Source organism: Plastoroseomonas hellenica, from assembly GCF_018129085.1.
GTDB classification, from domain to species: Bacteria; Pseudomonadota; Alphaproteobacteria; order Acetobacterales; family Acetobacteraceae; genus Plastoroseomonas; species Plastoroseomonas hellenica.
The window spans coordinates 13,233-30,812 of sequence record NZ_JAAGBB010000020.1 but is presented as its reverse complement, the minus strand read 5'-3'; the positions used below and the strand labels follow the sequence as shown (position 1 = coordinate 30,812).

Sequence of the window (17,580 nt, the reverse complement as noted above, 5' to 3'; positions counted from 1 at the left end):
CGCCCCGGATCAGCTCGCCACGATATTCGCCTCCCGCGCCACCGCGGTCCAGACACGGACATAGTCGGCGATCATGCGTACATAGGCGTCGCCAAGCAGCGGCGGCTCCGGCGGGTAGCTCGCGAGGTCGACGAAGCGCGTCTTCAGGTCCGGACGCGTGATGATCTTCGGGATCTCCGCGGTGATCCGTTCCGCGATCGGTGCGGGCAGGCCCTTGGGGCCGCTGATGCCGATCCAGACGCCGGCGGTGACGCGCGGCAGGCCGAGCTCGGCGAAAGTCGGCACGTCCGGCAGCGCATCGAGCCGCCGTTCGGAGGTGACCGCCAGCGCGCGCAGCGTGCCGTCGCGCAGCATCGCCATGTTGGTGGTCAGTGGGTCGAAGAAGCTTTCGATCGCACCCGACATCAGGTCCTGCAGCGCGGGCGCGGAGCCGCGATAGGGCACGTGGTCGAGCTTCGGCGCGCGGGCGTCGCGCGCCAGCACCTCTCCGAACAGATGCGTCGTCGAGCCGACGCCGGAGGAGCCGTAGCGCACGCCGGCGCCCCGCCCCGCTTCCAGGAACTGCGCCAGGTCGCGATAGGGGGAGCGCGCCATGACCAGCAGCGCGCTCGGCGTATCCACTAGCATGCCGAGATGGGTGAAGTCGGCGACCGGGTCGTAGGAAAGCTGTGGGTAGATGCCGGGCGCGATGCCGTGCGGGGAGGCGTGGCTGATGATCAGCGTGTAACCGTCCGGCGCCGCCTTCGCGACCATGTCGGCGCCGATGGTGCCGCCGGCGCCGGCGCGGTTCTCGATCACCACATTCTGCCCGATCGCCTGCCCCAGCACGGGCGCGACGAGGCGGGAGATCGTATCGGCGAGTCCTCCCGGCGGGAAGGTCGCGACCAGGCGGATGGTGCCCCGCCCCGGCCAGGCGGCCTGGGCGGTTGCGACGCGTGGTGCGGCCAGAAGGCCGGCGGACAGCCCCAGCAGATGGCGGCGTTGCATGGTGGTTGCGCTCCCGGTTCGCAGCCGGCGCGCGGTCTGCCGCCCATTTGGGCAGCCAGCACGCCAGGCCCGGCAATGGCCGGGCCTGGCGGGTTGCTTCGCAACCCTTGTGCCATGTTTGTGGCCTCAAGCGCCGGCGGCCGCATCCGCGGCCTTGGCTTGCGCGCTGTCAGGGCAGCATTGGCGGCTGAGATCGGTCGCGCGCGGGGCCGCATTCGCGGCCCCGGGGCATCGCTGCGCTCGCCCCGCAGGGACAGGTAGCGGCCTGCGGCCGCACTGTGGCTCCCTGGAAGGCTTGCCCTCCGAAGCCTTGGCGAAGGAGGGTCAGAAGCCCTCCAGCACCACCTTGCCGCGGGCGGTGCCGCTTTCCAGGAGCGCATGGGCGCGCTTGAGGTTGGCGGCGTTGATCGGCCCGAAGCTCTCGGTCTGGGTGGAACGGATGCGCCCGGCATCGACCAGCTTGGCGACCTCGGTCAGCAGCGCGTGCTGGGCCTCGATGTCTGCGGTGCCGAAGACCGGGCGGGTGAACATGAACTCCCAGTGCAGCGACACGCTCTTGCGCTTGAAGGGCAGCGCGTCCAGCGCCTTGGGGTCGTCGATCAGCGCGAAGCGGCCCTGCGGCGCAATCAGCTCCACAATGTCTGCCAGGTGCTGGTCGGTGTTGGTGGTCGAGAAGACGAAGCCCGGCGCACCGAGGCCAAGGGCCGCCACCTGCGGTGCGAGCGGCTGGCGGTGATCGATCACGTGATGCGCGCCGAGGCCCTGCACCCAGTCCCGCGTCTCGGCGCGGGAGGCGGTGGCGATCACCGTCAGATCGGTCAGCGCGCGCGCGAGCTGGATCGCGATGGACCCGACGCCGCCGGCGCCGCCGATGATCAGGATGGCGCGCGCCGCGCCCGGCACGGCGCGCGCAACGTGCAGCCGGTCGAACATCGCTTCCCAGGCGGTGATGCTGGTCAGCGGCAGCGCGGCCGCGGCGGCGAAGCCGAGGCTCGCCGGCTTGGCGCCGACAATCCGTTCATCGACCAGGTGGAACTCGGCATTGGTGCCGGGGCGGTTCAGGGCGCCCGCGTAGTAGACGGCATCGCCCGGCTTGAAGAGCGTCGCCGCCGGCCCCGCCGCCGCCACGATGCCGGCGGCGTCCCAGCCGAGCACGACAGGCGTGTCGCCCTCCGGCCTGGCGCGCATACGCACCTTGGTGTCGACCGGATTGACCGAGACGGCCTTCACCGCGACCAGCAGGTCGCGGCCCTCGGGCGCGGGCTTCGGCAACTCGAGGTCGAGCAGGGATGCAGCTTCGGTGATGGGCAGGGACTGGCGGTAGCCGACGGCGCGCATGGCGGGCCTCCTGTTGCGTTCGGTGGCATCGAGATGCAGGCTATCGGCACTTGCGGCAAGAACGCACATATCCAGCCCATAGTGTCGAAAAGGGTACCGTGATGCCGAAGGTCCGCCACAAGCGCCTGGACTGCTCGCCGGGCTGCGCCGTGGAAGGCGTGCTGGCGCTGATCGACGGCAAGTGGAAGGGCGTGGTGCTCTACCACCTGCTGAGCGGCACGCTGCGCTTCAACGAAATCCGGCGCCGGCTGCCGAACGTGACCCAGCGCATGCTGACCAACCAGCTCCGCGAGCTGGAGGCGGACGGGCTGGTGCTGCGCACCGTCTTCGCCCAGGTGCCGCCGCGCGTGGACTATAGCCTGACCGCGCGCGGCCGCAGCCTGGAGCCGGTGATCACCGCGCTGAAGACCTGGGGCGACGCCCATCTGGAGTTGGAGAAGGCCGCCTAGAACCTCTCCGCCGGGACCGCCGGGCCGGGACCCGTGTCGAGCGCAAGCCTTTTCATGAACCGGTTCATTGACTCCCCGTCGCGCCACCGTTAGCGTGTCCCTCGAGCGAGGAGGAAGACGCCGCATGTCCGTCGCCGCCGCCGATACCGTGAAGATGAACACCCGCACCGGGCATCTTCCCGATGTCAGCGACATCGATCACCCGCTGGTCGCGGAATCGGTGCGGGCCGTCGCCGCGCTGCGCCGGCGCCAGCTCAGCGTCGCCGAGTTCCAATCCATGATCCGCGCGCTGCACGACCGGCTGGACCTGACGGCTTGCCTGTCGCCCTGGATTGCCCGCGCCCTGGACGAACGGAAGGACCAGGTGCTCTACCGCCGCACCGGCGATGACGGGCGCGAGACCATCCAGTTGTTCTACATCGAGCCCGGCGAGGCGCATCCGCCGCACGCGCATCACAACATCGTCTCGACCCAGATGGTGCTGCACGGCCAGGTGCATATCCGGGAATACGACATCATCGCCCGGCTGACGCCCGACCGGCTGCTGCTGCGCCTGGCGACGGACCGCTGGTTCCAGCCGGGCGAGGCGATGCGCACGACGGAAATCGACCGCAACGTGCACTGGTTCGCCGCCGGCGCGCAGCCGGCCGTCATGCTGAATTTCAACGTCTATGGCTGCCAGGACTGGACGCTCGACCCACCCGGCCAGGCCTTCCAGCGCCGCATCGTCGACCCGACCATCGAGGCGCAGCCGGACGGGCTGATCATCGGCCACGAGATCGCGCTCGAGGCCGGATACGGCAAATTCGCCGGCCGCCCGCTCACTGATTACGCGATACCGCGCTATCGGCCGCCCGCCGGCTGACACCGGCCCGTGAGCGCATTCGAATGGATCGTGCTCCGGGGATCGCCGCTCATTCTTCCCGGCGTGCCAGGCGCTTGACCGTCGCCACCTGCCGGAAGAAGTCGCGCCTCGGCTGGGCCGGGCTGCCGACCAGTGCGGCGCCGGCCGGCACGTCCGAGATCACGCCGGCCTGCGCGCCGATCCGTGCCCCGCGCGCAACGTTCAGATGCCCGGCCAGCGCCGCCTGGCCGCCGACCTGCACGTAGTCACCGAGCACGGTCGATCCCGCGATGCCGACCTGCGCCACGATCACGCAGCAGCGGCCGATGCGGACATTGTGGCCGATCTGGACCAGGTTATCGATGCGGGTGCCGCGACCGATCACGGTGTCGCCCACGGACCCGCGGTCGATGGTGGTATTGGCGCCGACCTCCACGTCATCCTCCAGGATCACGCGCCCCAGATGGGGAACCGTCAGGAAGCCCTGTTCCGTGGTGGCGAAGCCGAACCCGTCCTGGCCGATGCGGGCGCCGGGATGCACATGAACCCGTGCGCCCAGGATGGCGCAGCAGAGGCTGGCATGGGCGCCGACCCGGCAGTCCTGCCCGACCACGACGCCATCGCCCACCGAGGCATGCGGACCGATCCAGCACCCGGCGCCGACCTCGGCCCCGGATGCGACCAGCGAGAAGGGCCCGATCTGCGCCGAGGGATCGACATGCGCATCGGCCGCGACGAAGGCCGTCGGGTGGATGCCCGGGCAGAGCGGCCGCAGCGGATGGAACAGCGCCGCCACCCGCGCCCATCCCGCATAGGGCTCCTTCGTGACGATCGGCACCGACCCCTCGGGCACCCGTGGCAGCATGTCCGGATGGATGATGACCGCGCCGGCCAAGGTCCCTTCCAGCGCCGCCGCGTAGCGCCGGTTGTCGAGGAAGCTGACCTCGTGCGGCCCCGCGCTCCCCAACGGTGCGACGCCCGTCAACAGGATGGCCACATCCGTCGCCGTGCCGGTCGCGGCTTCGGCGACCGCGGCGAGGGAATGCGGCCCACTTCGGGCAAAGAACCGCGCATCGCCGACTGACGCTTGGGTCATGTCTCATCCTTTTCGGTGGAGCACGACGCCATCCACGAGCCCTGTCTAGCCCAGGCGGACCTTCTTGGCTTCCGTTGTTGCAATTGCCCGCCGCCGCACCATTTGGAACAAACCAGGTCTGACGCGCGCGTGTCCGCCGCCTCAGCCGATCGGCCGTCCCAATTTTACTGCAGGTGTGTCGGGCCGTCCCAGGAACGTCGGCGTGATGCATGGATGGCCGCACACACGGAGAATGCCGCCATGCGCCCGCACAGCTTTTCAGTCGGACAGAGTGTCGAACTGGTCTCGGGCCGGCTCAGCGGCAATATCCCGGGCGGGAGCTATGTCGTTCTGCGGCAGCTCCCGAACGATGGCCAGGATCGGGAATACCGCGTGAAGAATGCCCGCGACGGGCATGAGCGCGTCGTGCGCGAAAGCGAAGTCCGCGGCGATACGGGAACGCTGTCCGGGGAGCGCGATCCCTGGGCGGGATCCGCGGCGGCCGGGAATCCCGGTACGCGGGCCCGCCGGCCCTGATGCCCGGCACCGTGCCCGAGCGTTCCGGCACGGGTCACCGAAGGCTTGGCAGCCACCCCGCCACGCTCATCACTTCCCAGGCGAAGGCCGCGGCACCCGCCAGCAGACCGACCGCCACGGCCAACGCGATGCAGAGAAGAACGCCATCCTCCTCGAGGTAGGCGAAGGCGAGCAGCACGATCGTCAGGGCGGGCGGGATGTTGCTCAACGGCAGCGGCACCAGCAGGCTCGCCCCCAGCAGCAGGACGACAGCCCCGACCACCCGCCTGGTCGCCACGAAAGGCGTGGCCCAGCGGGGCCGGATGAGCCGTTCCAGCCAGCGCAGGACCGGCACCAGCCGGTCGACCAGGATGGCCAGCTGCCGCGTCGAGACGCCCCGGCTGCTGACCCGTCGCGGCAGGCTGGGGCCGGAGCGCCCCATGATCATCTGGAAGGCGAGAACGACCAGCAGGACGCCGGCGACGGCCGACACGCCGGGCAGCAGGCCGCAGATTCCCAGCAGCAGCAGCATGATGCCGAACGACCGGTCGCCGAGTCGCGCGAAAAGCCAGTCGATCGTCACCCGCCCGGCGGCCGCTTCGCTCAGCAGCGTATACAGAACGGCAGAGGTGGGTCTGCGCATCTCCATGTCCGGTCAAGCATAGGCGCCGGTGGCGATGGAGAGTGCCTCGGTGATGGCCCCTTGGATAGAAAGTGGCGGCGGCTGGCGAAAGCCGGACGGCACGCGTGCCGTCCGGCACGCCCTGAGGTCAGGGCGTGGGCGGACACATCGATCCGTGTCGATCCGGTCGCAATTCGTTCCGAATTCGTTACCAATGCTGCCAGCGATCAGCGGCGCGCCTTGCCCTTCTCGATCTCGCGCTCGATCGCCGACTTCTCGGTCGCGCCGGTCCGGCGGATGATCTCCCGCACGATGGCGGCGGACACCCGATGCCGCTTCGCCAGATAGGCGACATCTTCCTCAAGCTTTGCGGCAACCGCCGGATCGATGGTCTCGGCCTGCGCCTTGTTCTGTGCCATGTCGAATTCCTGTCAGTGATCCCGCTCCAGGCGGGTCTGGTAGAGTCGCCGTCACCCCGGATGATGCGCAGGACACGTGCCGCACCAAGGCGCGGCCATCATCGGTCCGACGGGAATTCCGACGTCGCGCCCGCGCGCGTCGTCGCCATCGCAAACGGTGCTGGGCGCCATGGGGTCCGTGTCCTGGTCGGCTGAGTGGTCGGCGTGGTCGCGCTCGGCGCCGGGCGACAGTTGCCGCACAGGGTCGGTATCACGGGAAAATGGGGCGATGGCGCTGTGATTGCAAGCCGGGAATGGGCCGGTCGCCGGCTAAGAGACCGTTTGGGAATGGCGGCAGCGGAGGGCTGGCCGGGCCCGACAGCCCGACCCGTGGCTGTTCCAAGCGGTCTCTTAAGACACCACCTCATCGGTGAAGACGCTGAAACCTGAGAGCGTGCAGGGCCCGAAGGTGGTGACGATCGCGACATCTGTGGCATCGCGGCCGCGCGCCATCAGGATGCGCCCGATGCGCGGGATGTTGTTGCGGGCATCGAAGGTGTGCCAGCGGTTTTCCAGATAAACTTCGAACCAGGCTGCGAAATCCATGGGGCCATAGGGCGGCGGCATGCCGATGTCACCGAGGAACCCGGTGCAGTAGCGCGCCGGGATATTGACGCAGCGGCACAGCGTGACTGCCAGATGCGCGTAGTCCCGACAGACGCCCCGCCGTTCGTTGTAGGCTTCCGACGCCGTGCGGGTGGGTCGCGCATGCTCGTAGCCGAAGGCGATGCGCTCATGCACGTAGTCACAGATCGCCTGCACGCGCGCCCAGCCGGTCACGCCCTGGCCGAACAGCGACCAGGCGATGTCGGATAGCCGGTCGGTGTCGCAGTACCGGCTGCCGAGCAGGTAGATCAGCATCTCGTCGGGCAGATCTTCCAGGCGATGCTGCCAGGCCGCCGGCGCGATCGCATCCGGCATGCCGGAATCCGTCATCTGCAGCCGCGTCGAGATGGCCAGGCGCCCGGGTGGCGCGACGATGCGGGTGCAGGTGTTGCCGAAGCTGTCGGCATAGTCGCGCATCGGCACCGGCGGGTCGATGCGAACCTGATGCAGGCCGATCAGATCCGGCGCACGCGACGGGTGCGGGTTGACCATCAGCAGCATCGGCGTCGGCTGGGGGCAGTCATAGACGATCTGGCAGCCGGCGCTGATGCGCATGGCGAACTCCTTTTTGGAACAGGGCGGGCATGCCTAGAGCATGATGCGTTCGCAAGCGCTCACCGATCATGCTCTAGGCTTTCGTCTGATCGCGCGATTCAGACTTTTCGGCGATTTCGCCTCAAGGCATCGCGCTCTAGGGAAACGGATCGGCGGTGACGCTCACATCGACGGTCATGCCAAGATCGTCGGAGGGGAAGCCTGTCCAGGTGCCGTGCAGCGGCAGGACCTGGCGATGGTCGCGCGCGATCGCGACCCGGATCAGGTCGCGGTTGCCGATGATGCCGTTGGTCGGATCGAGCTCCACCCAGCCGGCCCCCGGTACATAGACGCGAAGCCAGGCATGGGTGGCGCCGCCGCCGACGTGGCCGCTGCGCTCCGGGACATAGAGATAGCCGGAGACGAAGCGCGCCGCGAGACCGAGCGACCGCAGCGCCTCGATCGTGAGGACGGCGAAATCGCGGCACGTCCCGCTGCCGAGGCGCAGCGTGTGAAGCGGCGGCTGCACGCCGCGCTCGGCCCGCGCGATGTAGGTGAAGCGCTGCCGCACGGCCAAGGTCAGCGAGGCCAGCAATTCCCGCGTGTCGGTCGGCCCGTCGCCCCGCAGGAAGCGACGCGCCCATCGCTCGACCTCGCGGTCGGGATCGGGATATTGGCGCTCGATCGAGCGCGCCAGGTCCGGCATGTCGTCGATGTCGTAGACGAAGGGATAGGTCTCGGCGCCCTGGCTGATCGGGAAGTCGAGCGCATTCACCGGCGCATGGTCGAGGCGCACGGTGCTGTCGAAGCAGAGCTCCCGGGCACGACTCGAAAACCGGGCGACGCCGACGCTGTTGCCGAAGACGTCGTGCAGCCAGCGGATCTCCTCGGGCTCCGGCGTGATCTCGAGCCGCGCCTCGATCAGCCGCTGGTCATGGCCTTCCCGGGGGCGGAACATCATCCGATGCTCGCCGAAGGCGACGGGCTGGCGGTAGCGATATGTCGTGACGTGGCGAACGGTGAGGATGGCCATCAGGCCGCGATCACGAGGATGATCGCGCCACCCCCGGTATCTGCTGCATGGCAACCGGGCTGCTGGCGGGCGGCGGATCGTCGATGTCGTCGGCCCAGATGCTCAGCACGCCGAGAAGGCCGCTCTTGCGGGCAAGCAGCTTGGCGACGGCGATGGCCTCGATCCGGCCATGCGCCTCGGCGAAGTAGCGCGGCAGATCGGCCGGCTTGAAGTGCCGGGTGCCGCTGAGCTCCTGCAGGGCGCCACTCGAGATCGCACAGGAATAGCGCTGCCCCTCATGCTCGATCTCAAAGAGGGCGCGGCGACCGTCCCAGCGTGGATGCGCGAGGGCCGGGGTGTGGGTTGGCGATGTCATCGGTTGCCGTTCCTGTCATGGGTGATGCCGTCGCGGGCAGGCGCCGGGGCCGCGTCGGCGGCGAGCGCCGCGGCCAGGATGTCGGGCTCCACCGGGATCATCTGCATCAGGGTGCCGCTCCGTGTCGCCCGGCGGGTGATCGTCGTGGCGACACGGCGGTAGGCGACGAAGGAGAGGCCTTCAATCAGCGCCTCCTCCGTCTCCACGGTGTAGGCGCCGGCAGGCTGTTCCTCGACCCACCCCTGCAAGCGGAAGGGGTGGCGGAAGACGACGTTCTCCCGTCTGGTCCGGCTCAGCATGCCATCAGGTCGAGAGCTTCGTGGAGCAGGCGTAGACCACGTCGGGATCGGGCGTCGTCGCCCCGGCCATGACGGCGAATTGGCGGGCCAGATTGTTCCGCGTCTGGTAGTCGAGGGTGCCGGTCACGGAGCCGGAAGCCCGCGCCCGTTCGGCACAGAACGCCGCCTGCTGTTCGACGATGCCGGCGCGCGCCGCGGCCTGCGCCGTGCTCGCGCGGATCTGGTAGCCCGTGATGCCCGAGATGATCGGGCCGGCGACCAGACCGACCACCAGGGCGATCGCGAGCGGCTTCGCTGCCGCCCACTTTGCGGCCATCGTCTCACGCATTGTCGTTGTCGAGCTGCTCATGACGCCACCCTCCTGCGTCGGATGAGGAAACGCCGTTCTGCACCAAAATGGAGCAGGCCCGTCCTTCTCATCTATTGATCGCTCTGACGCATCCGCTGAAATGGGAACGCGTCACTTCCAATACATCAAGCAGCGGCAATAAATCGAGCGTTCCTCGAAGATTACCACGATTTCTGCTCGCAGGCCGCCCTCCAGCCAGCTTTTTCGACGCTGAATTTTATAATTCCCAGGCATTAGAGAAAGCATACTCAGTCCAGTGACACAGTGTCCTTGGTGCGGATCCAGGACCTGATCATCGGCCGCCCGGCCTGGACGGAACCCCGGGTGATTGTCGCAAGTCCGGCCGTCAGCGGCGCCGCTGGACTGCCGGCCTGATGCCGGCGGTTACTCCGGGATCAAGGTCCCTGTTCATGACCGGCCTCCCCAGCGTTGGCGAGCAGCGTCCGCTCGACCGTCCCGCGTCGCCGAATGCTGTCCGCGACGCATGGCAGATGCCTCCCCCGCGGCCGCCCGGACCGAGAGGCATTAGGGGTTTGTGAATGCGGGGCCGGATACGCCGACCGCATCGCCAAGCCTCAATGTGAGAGTCCCGCATGCGCATCCTGAACGGGTGGTCTGTCAGAGGCCGCCTCTGGGCGACCTTCTCCGCCCTGCTTTTCGTCCTCGTTGTCAGCGGCGGGATCTCCATCTTTCAGGCACGACAGATCGGCGCGCTGGCCGAGGATATCGGCACCAACGCCCTGCCCAGCGTCATGCAGCTCGGGCGCTTCAGCGAGAACATCGCGGTGCTGCGGCGCCTGCGCCAGTCGCTGCTCATCGCCGATCAGGAGGAGCAGCAGCGGGTCCTGCGGCAGGCGCCGCAGGTGCTGACGCGCATCGAAGCGAGCTGGGCCATCTACCAGCCGTTGATCAGCGATGGCGAGGAGCGGCGGCTGGCCGATGCGATCGCCGCGGCCTGGTCCACCTATCGCCGCGCGGATGCCGAATTCGTCGCCCTCTTCGAGGCCCGGCGGACGGAAGAGGCAGCCCGCTTCTTCGCCGCGACCGTGAACCCGGCCGGCATCGCGCTGCGCGAGGCGCTGACCCGCGGACAGGACATCAACGAAGCGATGGCGAACCGCGCGCTCGGTGATATCCGTGCGGCGCAGCAGCGGGCCTTCTGGTTGATCGGCGCCGCCGCCCTGCTGGGGCTGATCATCGCCATCGGCGCGGCCGTCTGGCTGAACCGCTCCATCACCTCCGGGGTCGTCCGGCTGGCCGGCGTCATGCGCCAGTTGGCGAAGCGTGACTATGCCTTCGCTCTGCCCGATGCCGCGCGCAGCGACGAGATCGGCGACCTCGCACGCGGCATCGAGGAATGCCGCACCGGGCTGCAGGACGCCGACCGCCTCGCCGCCACCCAGGCCACCGAGCAGCGGGCCAAGGCCGCCCGCGCCGAGCGCGTCAACACGCTCGTGCAGGGCTTCGAGGCCGAGACCGCGGGCGTGCTCCGCGCCGTCGCCTCTGCCGCCACCGAGCTCGACGCCACCGCCCAGGAGATGGGTCAGGCGGCAGAACGCGGCACCGGCCAGGCGACCTCTGTCGCCGCCGCCTCCGAGCAGGCCAGCAGCAATGTGCGCACCGTCGCCGCCTCCGCCGAGGAGCTCACCGCCTCGATCGCCGAGGTGGCGCGCCAGGTGCAGACCAGCGCCGAGGTCGCGCAGCGCGCCAGCGAGCATGCCCGCGCCACCGACGACACCGTCCGGGCGCTGGCCGGCAGTGCGGCGCGCATCGGCGACGTGGTGAAGCTGATCGGGGAGATCGCCGGCCAGACCAACCTACTCGCGCTGAATGCAACCATCGAGGCGGCGCGCGCCGGCGAGGCCGGCAAGGGCTTCGCGGTCGTGGCGTCGGAGGTGAAGCAGCTCGCGGCGCAGACCGCCAAAGCGACCACCGAGATCGGCGCCCAGATCACCCAGATGCAATCCGACACCAACCTGGCGGTGGAGGCGATCAGCAGCATCGCCAGCACCATCGAGACGCTGACTGCGACCACCATGCAGGTGGCCGCCGCCGCCGAGCAGCAGGCGGCCGCGACGCAGGAGATCGGCCGCGCGGTCGCAGAAGCGGCGAGCGGCACCCAGGACGTCTCCCGCCATGCGGCCGGGCTGCGCGAGGATGCGGAGCATACCGGGGCCACCGCCGGCCAGCTCCGTGCCGCCTCCGGCGAGCTTGCCCAGCAGGCCGAGACGCTGCGCGGCAAGGTGGACAGCTTCCTCGGCGACATCCGCGCCGCCTGAGCCTGTATCTGATCGCGTGATGACTTGTCGGCCGGACCGGCCTCAAGTCATCACGCTCAATCGCTTAGGACCGCGCCCTGTTCCGCCAGGCAGATCCGCGGCTGCGCCGACCAGGATGGGCTCGCCGAAGGCGGCCGCCGAGCCTTGATGCCCTCGGCCAACCGCTGGATCGCCTGAGCGTAGTGCGCGTCCATCTCCTGCGCGCTGTCATCCAGCAGGCTGATCACGGCCCGCGCCATCGCGAGCAGCAGGGCATGTTCGCTGTCTGTCATGGCAGTGCCTCCTTGGCGGTTGTCGTGATGATCGATGTGCGGTCCGCACCTCCCCGGCACTCCTGAGGCCGGTCTCTCACTCCCGCCCCGGCTCCGCCGGCTGGGTGTCGAGCACCTCGGTCATGAAATGCACGACGCGGCCAACGGCATCCTCGGTCACGCGCGGATCGGGCCGGACCAGGACGCGTCCCTCGGCATCCGGCGCCGGCTGCCCGGGCGAGGCGGCCAGCCGGGCCGCATCCGCGAAATCCCAGGCATAGGTGGCGGTCGCATACCGGTGATGCGTGAGCCGTCCCCCAAGCGCCGCCCGGAAGGCGGCGCAATCGCCTTGTGGCCCGGGGGCGCTGCCGGCTTCCAGCACCAGGGCACGGCCGGTGCCCGGGGCGCGCAGCGGCGCGCAGCCAGGATAGAGCGCCGCAACCGGCAGCCCCGCCGCGCCGCTGAGCGCGATGCGGGCGCCACGGCCGAAGCCCAGCACCGCGACGCGCCGGGCATCGAAGCGTCGATCAGCGATGAGCGCGCGCAGCAGCCGCCCGAAGCGCTGCGCCAGCACCTCGGCCGAGAAGGCGGCATCGGCGCCCGGCCGGATCTCGATGGTCGCGATGCCCTGGGCGTTGAGCCGTTCCGTATACGCGCGCGCGCGCTGGTCGGCGCCGGCCGGGTCCGGCACCACGACCACGACCGGCACAGGATCAGGGCTGTGCGGCAGGGCCAGCAGCACCGGCCCGGCGCCCGGGATCTCCAGGACATCCACCGCGGACTCCCGCGCATGCACCGCACCCGCGCCGCAGAGGATCGCGGCCAGGACCATCCGGCGCAGCGCCTGCGGGAGATGCTTCGGATCCATGCGGGATGCTCCTCCGGCGGTGAGCGGCGGCCGACTTTCCTCCTGGACGGACAAGCGCGCCGTGCGCTGGGTCACTCGCCATGCCGGCCGGTTGTAACGGAGCTGCAGCGGCGGCATGCTGGCCGGAGCGGCCTTGCTGGGCCGCACCCGCTGCAACCGCCCCTGCCCTTCGGTTTTGCGAACGCCCTGTTCGCGGGACCCACTCACACGGGATCTGCCCTCGGCGCCATGGACGACCTTGCCCGCCTGCCCTTTTTCCGCCCCTTCACGCCCGAGGCGCTCGCGCCGCTCTCGGCCCTGGCGCGCTGGCGCAGCTTCACGCCAGGGCAGGTGGTGCTGGAGGCCGGCGACCAGACGCAGGAGGTCTTCTTCATCGTCGAGGGCGAGGTGCGCGTCGTGTCGCGCAGCAGCGGCGGGCACGAGATGATCCTGAACGAGCTCACGGCCGGCAGCTTCTTCGGCGAGATCGCCGCGATCGACCAGGCGCCGCGTTCGGCCGGGATCGTCGCGCTGACCCGCGCCCGGATCTGCACCGTGCCGGCCGAGCCCTTCATGGCCTTCACCCTCTCCTCGCCGGAAGCGTCACGCCATTTGCTGCGCCTGCTGGCGGCGCTGGTGCGGGAGAAGGATGCGCGGCTGATGGAGCTGGCGGTGCTGCCGGTCAGGCCGCGGCTGATCGCCCTGCTGCTGCGCCTGTCCCGCCCGCGCAAGGCGGGCGGGCGCGTGGTGTCGCCGCCGCGGCCGCAGCATGAGCTGGCAGCTCGCATCGGCACGCGTCGGGAGGTGGTGTCACGCACCATGGGCGCCATGCAGCGCGAAGGGCTGATGGAGCTGACCCGCGGCGGCCTGGTGCTGCTGAAGCCGGAGGCGCTGGAGGCCGAAGTCGAGGCCGCCTATCGCGCCGCGTCCGGCGGCTGATCCGGCGCGAGCCGGATCAGCGCAGGAGATATATGCCTCAGACCAGCGTCTCGGTCGCAAGCTGCAGGATCACCTGGCTGCGGCCGGCGGCGTAGTCCGCGTCGCGGAACTGCATGAGCTCCTTCACCGCCTTGCCCCAGGCGTCGTTCGGATCGGCGACCTTCGCCGTCATCTGCTCCATCTGGCTGAGGTTCTGGTAGCCCCAGATGGTACGGAAGCTGCCGAGTTTCCGATCGCTCTGCTGGAAGACGGTATAGGTGCCGAGATACTCGATCCCCGCGACGCTCGGCGCGCGGAGTGTGACATGCGCACTCTTCAGGAAAGCCTGAAAGGCTGGGTGCTTGTCCTTCGGCACCTCATAACCCCATTCGATCAGGATGCGCCCGAGCGGGCCGGCGCTCTGCCCGCCACCCGACGGCGCCAGGATCAGGAACTGCTCACCACTGCGCACGACGGAGACCAGCGGCGTGACGCTGGCGGCAGGAACCTGGCCCTGCGCGCGCAGCAGCGCCTCGGCCGCTGCGGCGGCATCGGAATGGTCGGTCATGCTGAAATCTCCTTCAGGGTGTCGGCGTCGTCCCGCCGTTGTACAAGGCCGGAGGCAAGCAGATCCGCGAGCCCGGCCTCCAAGGTCTGCCGCGCGGCCGCGGTCGAGAGCTGCGGCGCGGTGCGCGCCGCGAAGGCCGCGGCCAGCGTCTCCATCTCCTGATCCTCGGCGAGTTCCAGGATCAGCCAGGCGGTCGCGTTGAGTTGGTGCAGCTTCGGCCGGGCGGGCGTATAGGCCAGGCAGGCGCCGAGTTCCGGCACGGGGCGCAGCCTGACCCCGGGTGCGCGGCTATATCGCATTGGGCAAGGCGGGCAGCACCCGCAGATCGACGCCGTCGTTCAACCCGCTGTCGAAGGGATCCGGCGCATCCCAGCGGCCATGGAAGGCGTAGGCGGTGGAACGGCAGCCGCCATGGGTGTGCTGCGTGCTGGCGCAGCCCGAGCAGCTCTTCTCCACATTCCCGGCGCGCAGCCGGCGATAGAGCGGATGCTCCCAGGTCTCGAGGAAAGGCGTCACCGTGACGTCGCCGTAGTCGACATAGTCGCGCAGATACATGCAGCCGATCGATCGCCCATAGGCATTGACCGCCGCCATTTGCCAGCAGCAATTGGCGTCGTTCGGATGCCAGGACTGCATCAGCCGCACGCCCTCCGGCGGGCGGAGCGCCGCGATCGCCTCCATCATCTCCGGCAGCGACAGCGAGAGTTCGTCCCAGTTGCGCCGCATGCGCCCGAGCGGATAGGGGCGCAGCACGCCGACCGCCTCCACACCCTCGACCTTCGCGAGATCGAGCACCTGCTGGAGCTCGCGGTAGTTGCCGCGGTTCATGATGACCAGCACCGTCGCCGGCAGCCCGGCGCGCCGGGCCGCGCGGATGCCGTCGATGCTTCGCGCAAAGCTGCCCGGGACGCCGGTCAGCGCGTCATGGGTCGCGGGCGTGGCGCCGAGCAGGTCGACCATGACGTCGCCGAGGCCGATACGCTTCAACCGCGCCGCCATGGCGTCGTCGATCAACGTCGCATTGGTACGCAGCCGAGTCATGGCACGCGGTGCGGCGTGGGCGATGACGTCCAGAATGTCGGGACGGTGCAGCGGCTCGCCCCCTTCGATCATGATCGAGATCACGCCGGCCTCGAAGAACTCGTCGAGCAACCGCACCCAGGTCGCCGCCGGCAGCTCCCGCGGCGAGGGATCGCGCGTGCAATCCGCATAGCAGACGCGGCAATCGAGATTGCAGGACTGCGTATAGCCGATCGTGACCTTCATCGGCCGGTGCAGCGGCGGTGAGCCGCCGACGAGAGATGTCATGGCGTTTCCTCGAGCGTCCTGGCGAGTGCCGTGGCGGCATCCACCCGGCCGCAGCCGAGATCCTCCACCCAAGGCGGGTGGGCGCCGGCTTGCCGTTCATGGGTCGTCGCGTGCAGGATCTGCTGGATGCGCATGGCAGTGAGCTTCGGTCGGGCCTGCAGCATCAGCGCTGCGATGCCCGCGACCTGTGGCGCGGCGGCGCTGGTGCCGTCCATGAAGAAGCTGACGTCGAAGGGAAGCCCGCTGCTGTCGACCAGGCCGCCCCGGCCTGCGGCGCCGCGGATGCCGCAGCCAGGCGCCGAGACGTCGGGCTTCTGCTCCCCCTTCCGCGTCGGCCCCAGCGAGCTGAAGCCGGCGGCCACGCCCGTTGCCGGATCATAGGCCCCGACGCAGATCGGCCCCACGGCGCAGGCGAGCGAGCCGAGGGAACAGCCCTCATCGTCGCCAGGGTTGTCCAACGGATCGAAATGTGAGCTGTCCTCACGGTGCAGGTCGTCGCGCTCGATCCAGGCATCGAACTCGACCTCCTCGGCCGCGACATCCGGGTCGAGGCTCAGGGTCACCTTCCAGGTCTCGTCCACGCGCGATGGGCGGAGCCGGACCTCGAAATGCTGCAACGTCTCCTCTGTCGAGAGGGGATGCATGGTGGAGACCGCGCTGCCGATGATACTGGTGCCTTCGGCATCGAGCAGCCGGTCGATGTCGGTCTCTCGCAACGCCCCCGAGGGCAGGGCCGAACCGGGTGCGCCGTTGGGGCGAGCGATCGCCATGTCGAGCGCCGGCTTGCCGCCCGGCATGGGTGCGTAGACACGCAGGATATTCGCCGTGCAGTCGTCGCCCTTGAAGCGCCAGTCCAGAGTGACAGGCTTGCTCCGCGTCACCTTCGCCTGCCGGTGCTGGCCGGCCTTGCGCATGTTGCCCGCGGCGACGGTGATGGCGCGGCCAGGCGTGCGCAGCAGCGCGTCGAAGGCCCGGTCCATCAAGCCCTGCCCATCATGCGCCCCAGTATTGGCGCCGATGCTGAGGTTGACGACGGCGGCCATACCCTCGCGCCGCGCGAGGTCGAAAAGCGCGCAGACCCCTTCGAACACGTCGATCGCATCGCCTTCGGAGATCAGCGCACGCGGGCGCAGATGCACGAAGGCGAGCGCCGCGCCCGGCGCCACGCCAGCCGGCACCGGCCCCGCCCAGATCCCCTGTGTCGGCTTGCGCCCGCCGGCGACGGAGAGGACATGCGTGCCGTGCACCCGCTTCTGGCGCTCCATCTCGGTGAGCGGCGTCAGCACCATATCCGCGGGCGCATAGCAGTTCTCCCACGGCACATAGCCGAGCACGGCATAGGGATCCGGCGCCTTGAGCGCGTCATCGATTTCCGCCTGAGTGTAGAAGCGCCCCGGCAGGTCCTGCCCGTGGGGGGCGGCGCCATTCTGGTCCCAGAGCATGCGCAGCCGCGTGCCGCCCCGGCCGTCATCGCCGAAGCGGAAGGCGGGATGAGCGAAGGCACAGCCGAAATCCACGACACCGATCAGGACGCCCGAGCCATCGATGGCCGCCGGCGGCCCTGCCGCCGGCCGTGGCCCCTGCCCGGGAGCGTCAGGGGTGAGGAGCGGGTATTCGTGGATGCTGCAGGACTGGCCCCGAAGCTCCATCCCCCAGCCCTCCTCGGAGAGCTCGTCCAGCGTCAGCGACAGCGCGCGCATACTGGCCAGCACGTCATGCCGGGTGCTCGACTGCAGGGCGATGCGAAGCGCGGCGAAAACCGGTCCCTGCTCCTCGTGCAGCGCACCGCCCGGCGGGATGATGATGCCATCCGCCTCCCGCACCGCATGGCCGAAGCGGATATCCGGCCGCGGGCGGATGGCACTCGGATTGCCGATTCGAACCATCATTCCGAATTCGGTCTGATTTTGTCGCATCACAACCGCGAGTGCAGCGGCGCGCAAT

The 17,580-nt window shown here is 69.5% G+C and carries 21 protein-coding genes; 5 read left to right on the top strand and 16 right to left on the bottom strand.

Going from position 1 to position 17,580, the window contains the following annotated elements; translation table 11 throughout:
• Positions 1-9: 9 nt before the first annotated feature.
• Both GXW71_RS17085 and GXW71_RS17080 read right to left on the bottom strand, forming a co-directional pair.
• Positions 10-987 carry a Bug family tripartite tricarboxylate transporter substrate binding protein gene (locus GXW71_RS17085; RefSeq protein WP_211853755.1) on the bottom strand — a complete coding sequence of 326 codons (978 nt, stop codon included), beginning with the start codon at positions 985-987 and terminating at the stop codon, positions 10-12.
• A gap of 324 nt (positions 988-1,311) precedes the next feature.
• Positions 1,312-2,325: a zinc-binding alcohol dehydrogenase family protein gene (locus GXW71_RS17080; protein WP_211853754.1), complete on the bottom strand. Its 1,014-nt coding sequence runs from the start codon at positions 2,323-2,325 to the stop codon at positions 1,312-1,314.
• Positions 2,326-2,426: 101 nt separating this feature from the next.
• Here GXW71_RS17080 and GXW71_RS17075 point away from each other — a divergent pair, with 101 nt between their 5' ends.
• Both GXW71_RS17075 and GXW71_RS17070 read left to right on the top strand, forming a co-directional pair.
• On the top strand, positions 2,427-2,774 hold the full coding sequence (locus GXW71_RS17075; RefSeq protein ID WP_211853753.1) for a winged helix-turn-helix transcriptional regulator: 348 nt from the start codon (positions 2,427-2,429) through the stop codon (positions 2,772-2,774).
• 124 nt (positions 2,775-2,898) lie between these two features.
• Positions 2,899-3,639 carry a cupin domain-containing protein gene (locus GXW71_RS17070; protein ID WP_211853752.1) on the top strand — a complete coding sequence of 247 codons (741 nt, stop codon included), beginning with the start codon at positions 2,899-2,901 and terminating at the stop codon, positions 3,637-3,639.
• Positions 3,640-3,688: 49 nt separating this feature from the next.
• Here GXW71_RS17070 and lpxD read toward each other — a convergent pair whose 3' ends face one another.
• Complete coding sequence (gene lpxD / locus GXW71_RS17065; RefSeq protein ID WP_211853751.1) at positions 3,689-4,714, bottom strand: UDP-3-O-(3-hydroxymyristoyl)glucosamine N-acyltransferase; 1,026 nt, start codon at positions 4,712-4,714, stop codon at positions 3,689-3,691.
• Positions 4,715-4,927: 213 nt separating this feature from the next.
• Between lpxD and GXW71_RS17060 the strand changes: the two genes are divergently transcribed.
• The gene (locus tag GXW71_RS17060; RefSeq protein WP_211853750.1) at positions 4,928-5,230 is read left to right on the top strand and encodes a hypothetical protein; all 303 of its coding nucleotides are present in this window, start codon (positions 4,928-4,930) and stop codon (positions 5,228-5,230) included.
• A gap of 34 nt (positions 5,231-5,264) precedes the next feature.
• On the opposite strand, the gene GXW71_RS17055 is transcribed toward GXW71_RS17060, so the two are convergent.
• From GXW71_RS17055 to GXW71_RS17025, 7 genes are all read right to left on the bottom strand, one after another.
• Entirely contained in the window at positions 5,265-5,852 is a 588-nt protein-coding gene (locus tag GXW71_RS17055) for an exopolysaccharide biosynthesis protein (protein WP_246526658.1), read from the bottom strand.
• Between the two features lie 206 nt (positions 5,853-6,058).
• Positions 6,059-6,250, bottom strand: coding sequence for a hypothetical protein (locus GXW71_RS17050; protein WP_211853748.1), 192 nt, complete (start codon positions 6,248-6,250; stop codon positions 6,059-6,061).
• A gap of 390 nt (positions 6,251-6,640) precedes the next feature.
• Positions 6,641-7,450 (bottom strand): transglutaminase-like domain-containing protein, encoded by an 810-nt coding sequence (locus tag GXW71_RS17045; RefSeq protein ID WP_211853747.1) that lies wholly within the window; start codon positions 7,448-7,450, stop codon positions 6,641-6,643.
• 136 nt (positions 7,451-7,586) lie between these two features.
• The gene (locus tag GXW71_RS17040) at positions 7,587-8,462 is read right to left on the bottom strand and encodes a transglutaminase family protein (protein WP_211853746.1); all 876 of its coding nucleotides are present in this window, start codon (positions 8,460-8,462) and stop codon (positions 7,587-7,589) included.
• A gap of 10 nt (positions 8,463-8,472) precedes the next feature.
• Positions 8,473-8,817 (bottom strand): DUF1488 family protein, encoded by a 345-nt coding sequence (locus tag GXW71_RS17035; RefSeq protein WP_211853745.1) that lies wholly within the window; start codon positions 8,815-8,817, stop codon positions 8,473-8,475.
• Positions 8,814-9,116, bottom strand: coding sequence for a hypothetical protein (locus GXW71_RS17030; protein WP_211853744.1), 303 nt, complete (start codon positions 9,114-9,116; stop codon positions 8,814-8,816). Before GXW71_RS17030 ends, GXW71_RS17035 begins: the two co-directional genes overlap by 4 nt.
• Before the next feature lie 4 nt (positions 9,117-9,120).
• On the bottom strand, positions 9,121-9,465 hold the full coding sequence (locus GXW71_RS17025; protein WP_211853743.1) for a hypothetical protein: 345 nt from the start codon (positions 9,463-9,465) through the stop codon (positions 9,121-9,123).
• Positions 9,466-10,058: 593 nt separating this feature from the next.
• Here GXW71_RS17025 and GXW71_RS17020 point away from each other — a divergent pair.
• The gene (locus tag GXW71_RS17020; protein WP_211853742.1) at positions 10,059-11,744 is read left to right on the top strand and encodes a methyl-accepting chemotaxis protein; all 1,686 of its coding nucleotides are present in this window, start codon (positions 10,059-10,061) and stop codon (positions 11,742-11,744) included.
• A gap of 56 nt (positions 11,745-11,800) precedes the next feature.
• Here GXW71_RS17020 and GXW71_RS17015 read toward each other — a convergent pair whose 3' ends face one another.
• Positions 11,801-12,016, bottom strand: coding sequence for a hypothetical protein (locus GXW71_RS17015; RefSeq protein WP_211853741.1), 216 nt, complete (start codon positions 12,014-12,016; stop codon positions 11,801-11,803).
• 76 nt (positions 12,017-12,092) lie between these two features.
• The gene (locus GXW71_RS17010) at positions 12,093-12,863 is read right to left on the bottom strand and encodes a dienelactone hydrolase family protein (protein ID WP_211853740.1); all 771 of its coding nucleotides are present in this window, start codon (positions 12,861-12,863) and stop codon (positions 12,093-12,095) included.
• 228 nt (positions 12,864-13,091) lie between these two features.
• On the opposite strand from GXW71_RS17010, the gene GXW71_RS17005 reads away from it, so the two are divergent.
• Positions 13,092-13,781: a Crp/Fnr family transcriptional regulator gene (locus GXW71_RS17005; protein WP_211853739.1), complete on the top strand. Its 690-nt coding sequence runs from the start codon at positions 13,092-13,094 to the stop codon at positions 13,779-13,781.
• Positions 13,782-13,818: 37 nt separating this feature from the next.
• Here the strand turns inward: GXW71_RS17005 and GXW71_RS17000 are convergent, their stop codons facing one another.
• From GXW71_RS17000 to GXW71_RS35205, 4 genes are read right to left on the bottom strand one after another with little or no spacing between them, the layout of a single operon-like run.
• Positions 13,819-14,328 carry a hypothetical protein gene (locus GXW71_RS17000; RefSeq protein ID WP_211853738.1) on the bottom strand — a complete coding sequence of 170 codons (510 nt, stop codon included), beginning with the start codon at positions 14,326-14,328 and terminating at the stop codon, positions 13,819-13,821.
• Positions 14,325-14,588 (bottom strand): PqqD family peptide modification chaperone, encoded by a 264-nt coding sequence (locus tag GXW71_RS16995; protein ID WP_211853737.1) that lies wholly within the window; start codon positions 14,586-14,588, stop codon positions 14,325-14,327. The genes GXW71_RS17000 and GXW71_RS16995 overlap by 4 nt, the downstream gene beginning before the upstream one ends.
• Positions 14,589-14,616: 28 nt before the next feature.
• Complete coding sequence (locus tag GXW71_RS16990) at positions 14,617-15,636, bottom strand: radical SAM protein (RefSeq protein ID WP_211853736.1); 1,020 nt, start codon at positions 15,634-15,636, stop codon at positions 14,617-14,619.
• Positions 15,633-17,525 carry a S8 family serine peptidase gene (locus GXW71_RS35205; protein ID WP_211853735.1) on the bottom strand — a complete coding sequence of 631 codons (1,893 nt, stop codon included), beginning with the start codon at positions 17,523-17,525 and terminating at the stop codon, positions 15,633-15,635. The genes GXW71_RS16990 and GXW71_RS35205 overlap by 4 nt, the downstream gene beginning before the upstream one ends.
• Between the last annotated feature and the right edge of the window lie 55 nt (positions 17,526-17,580).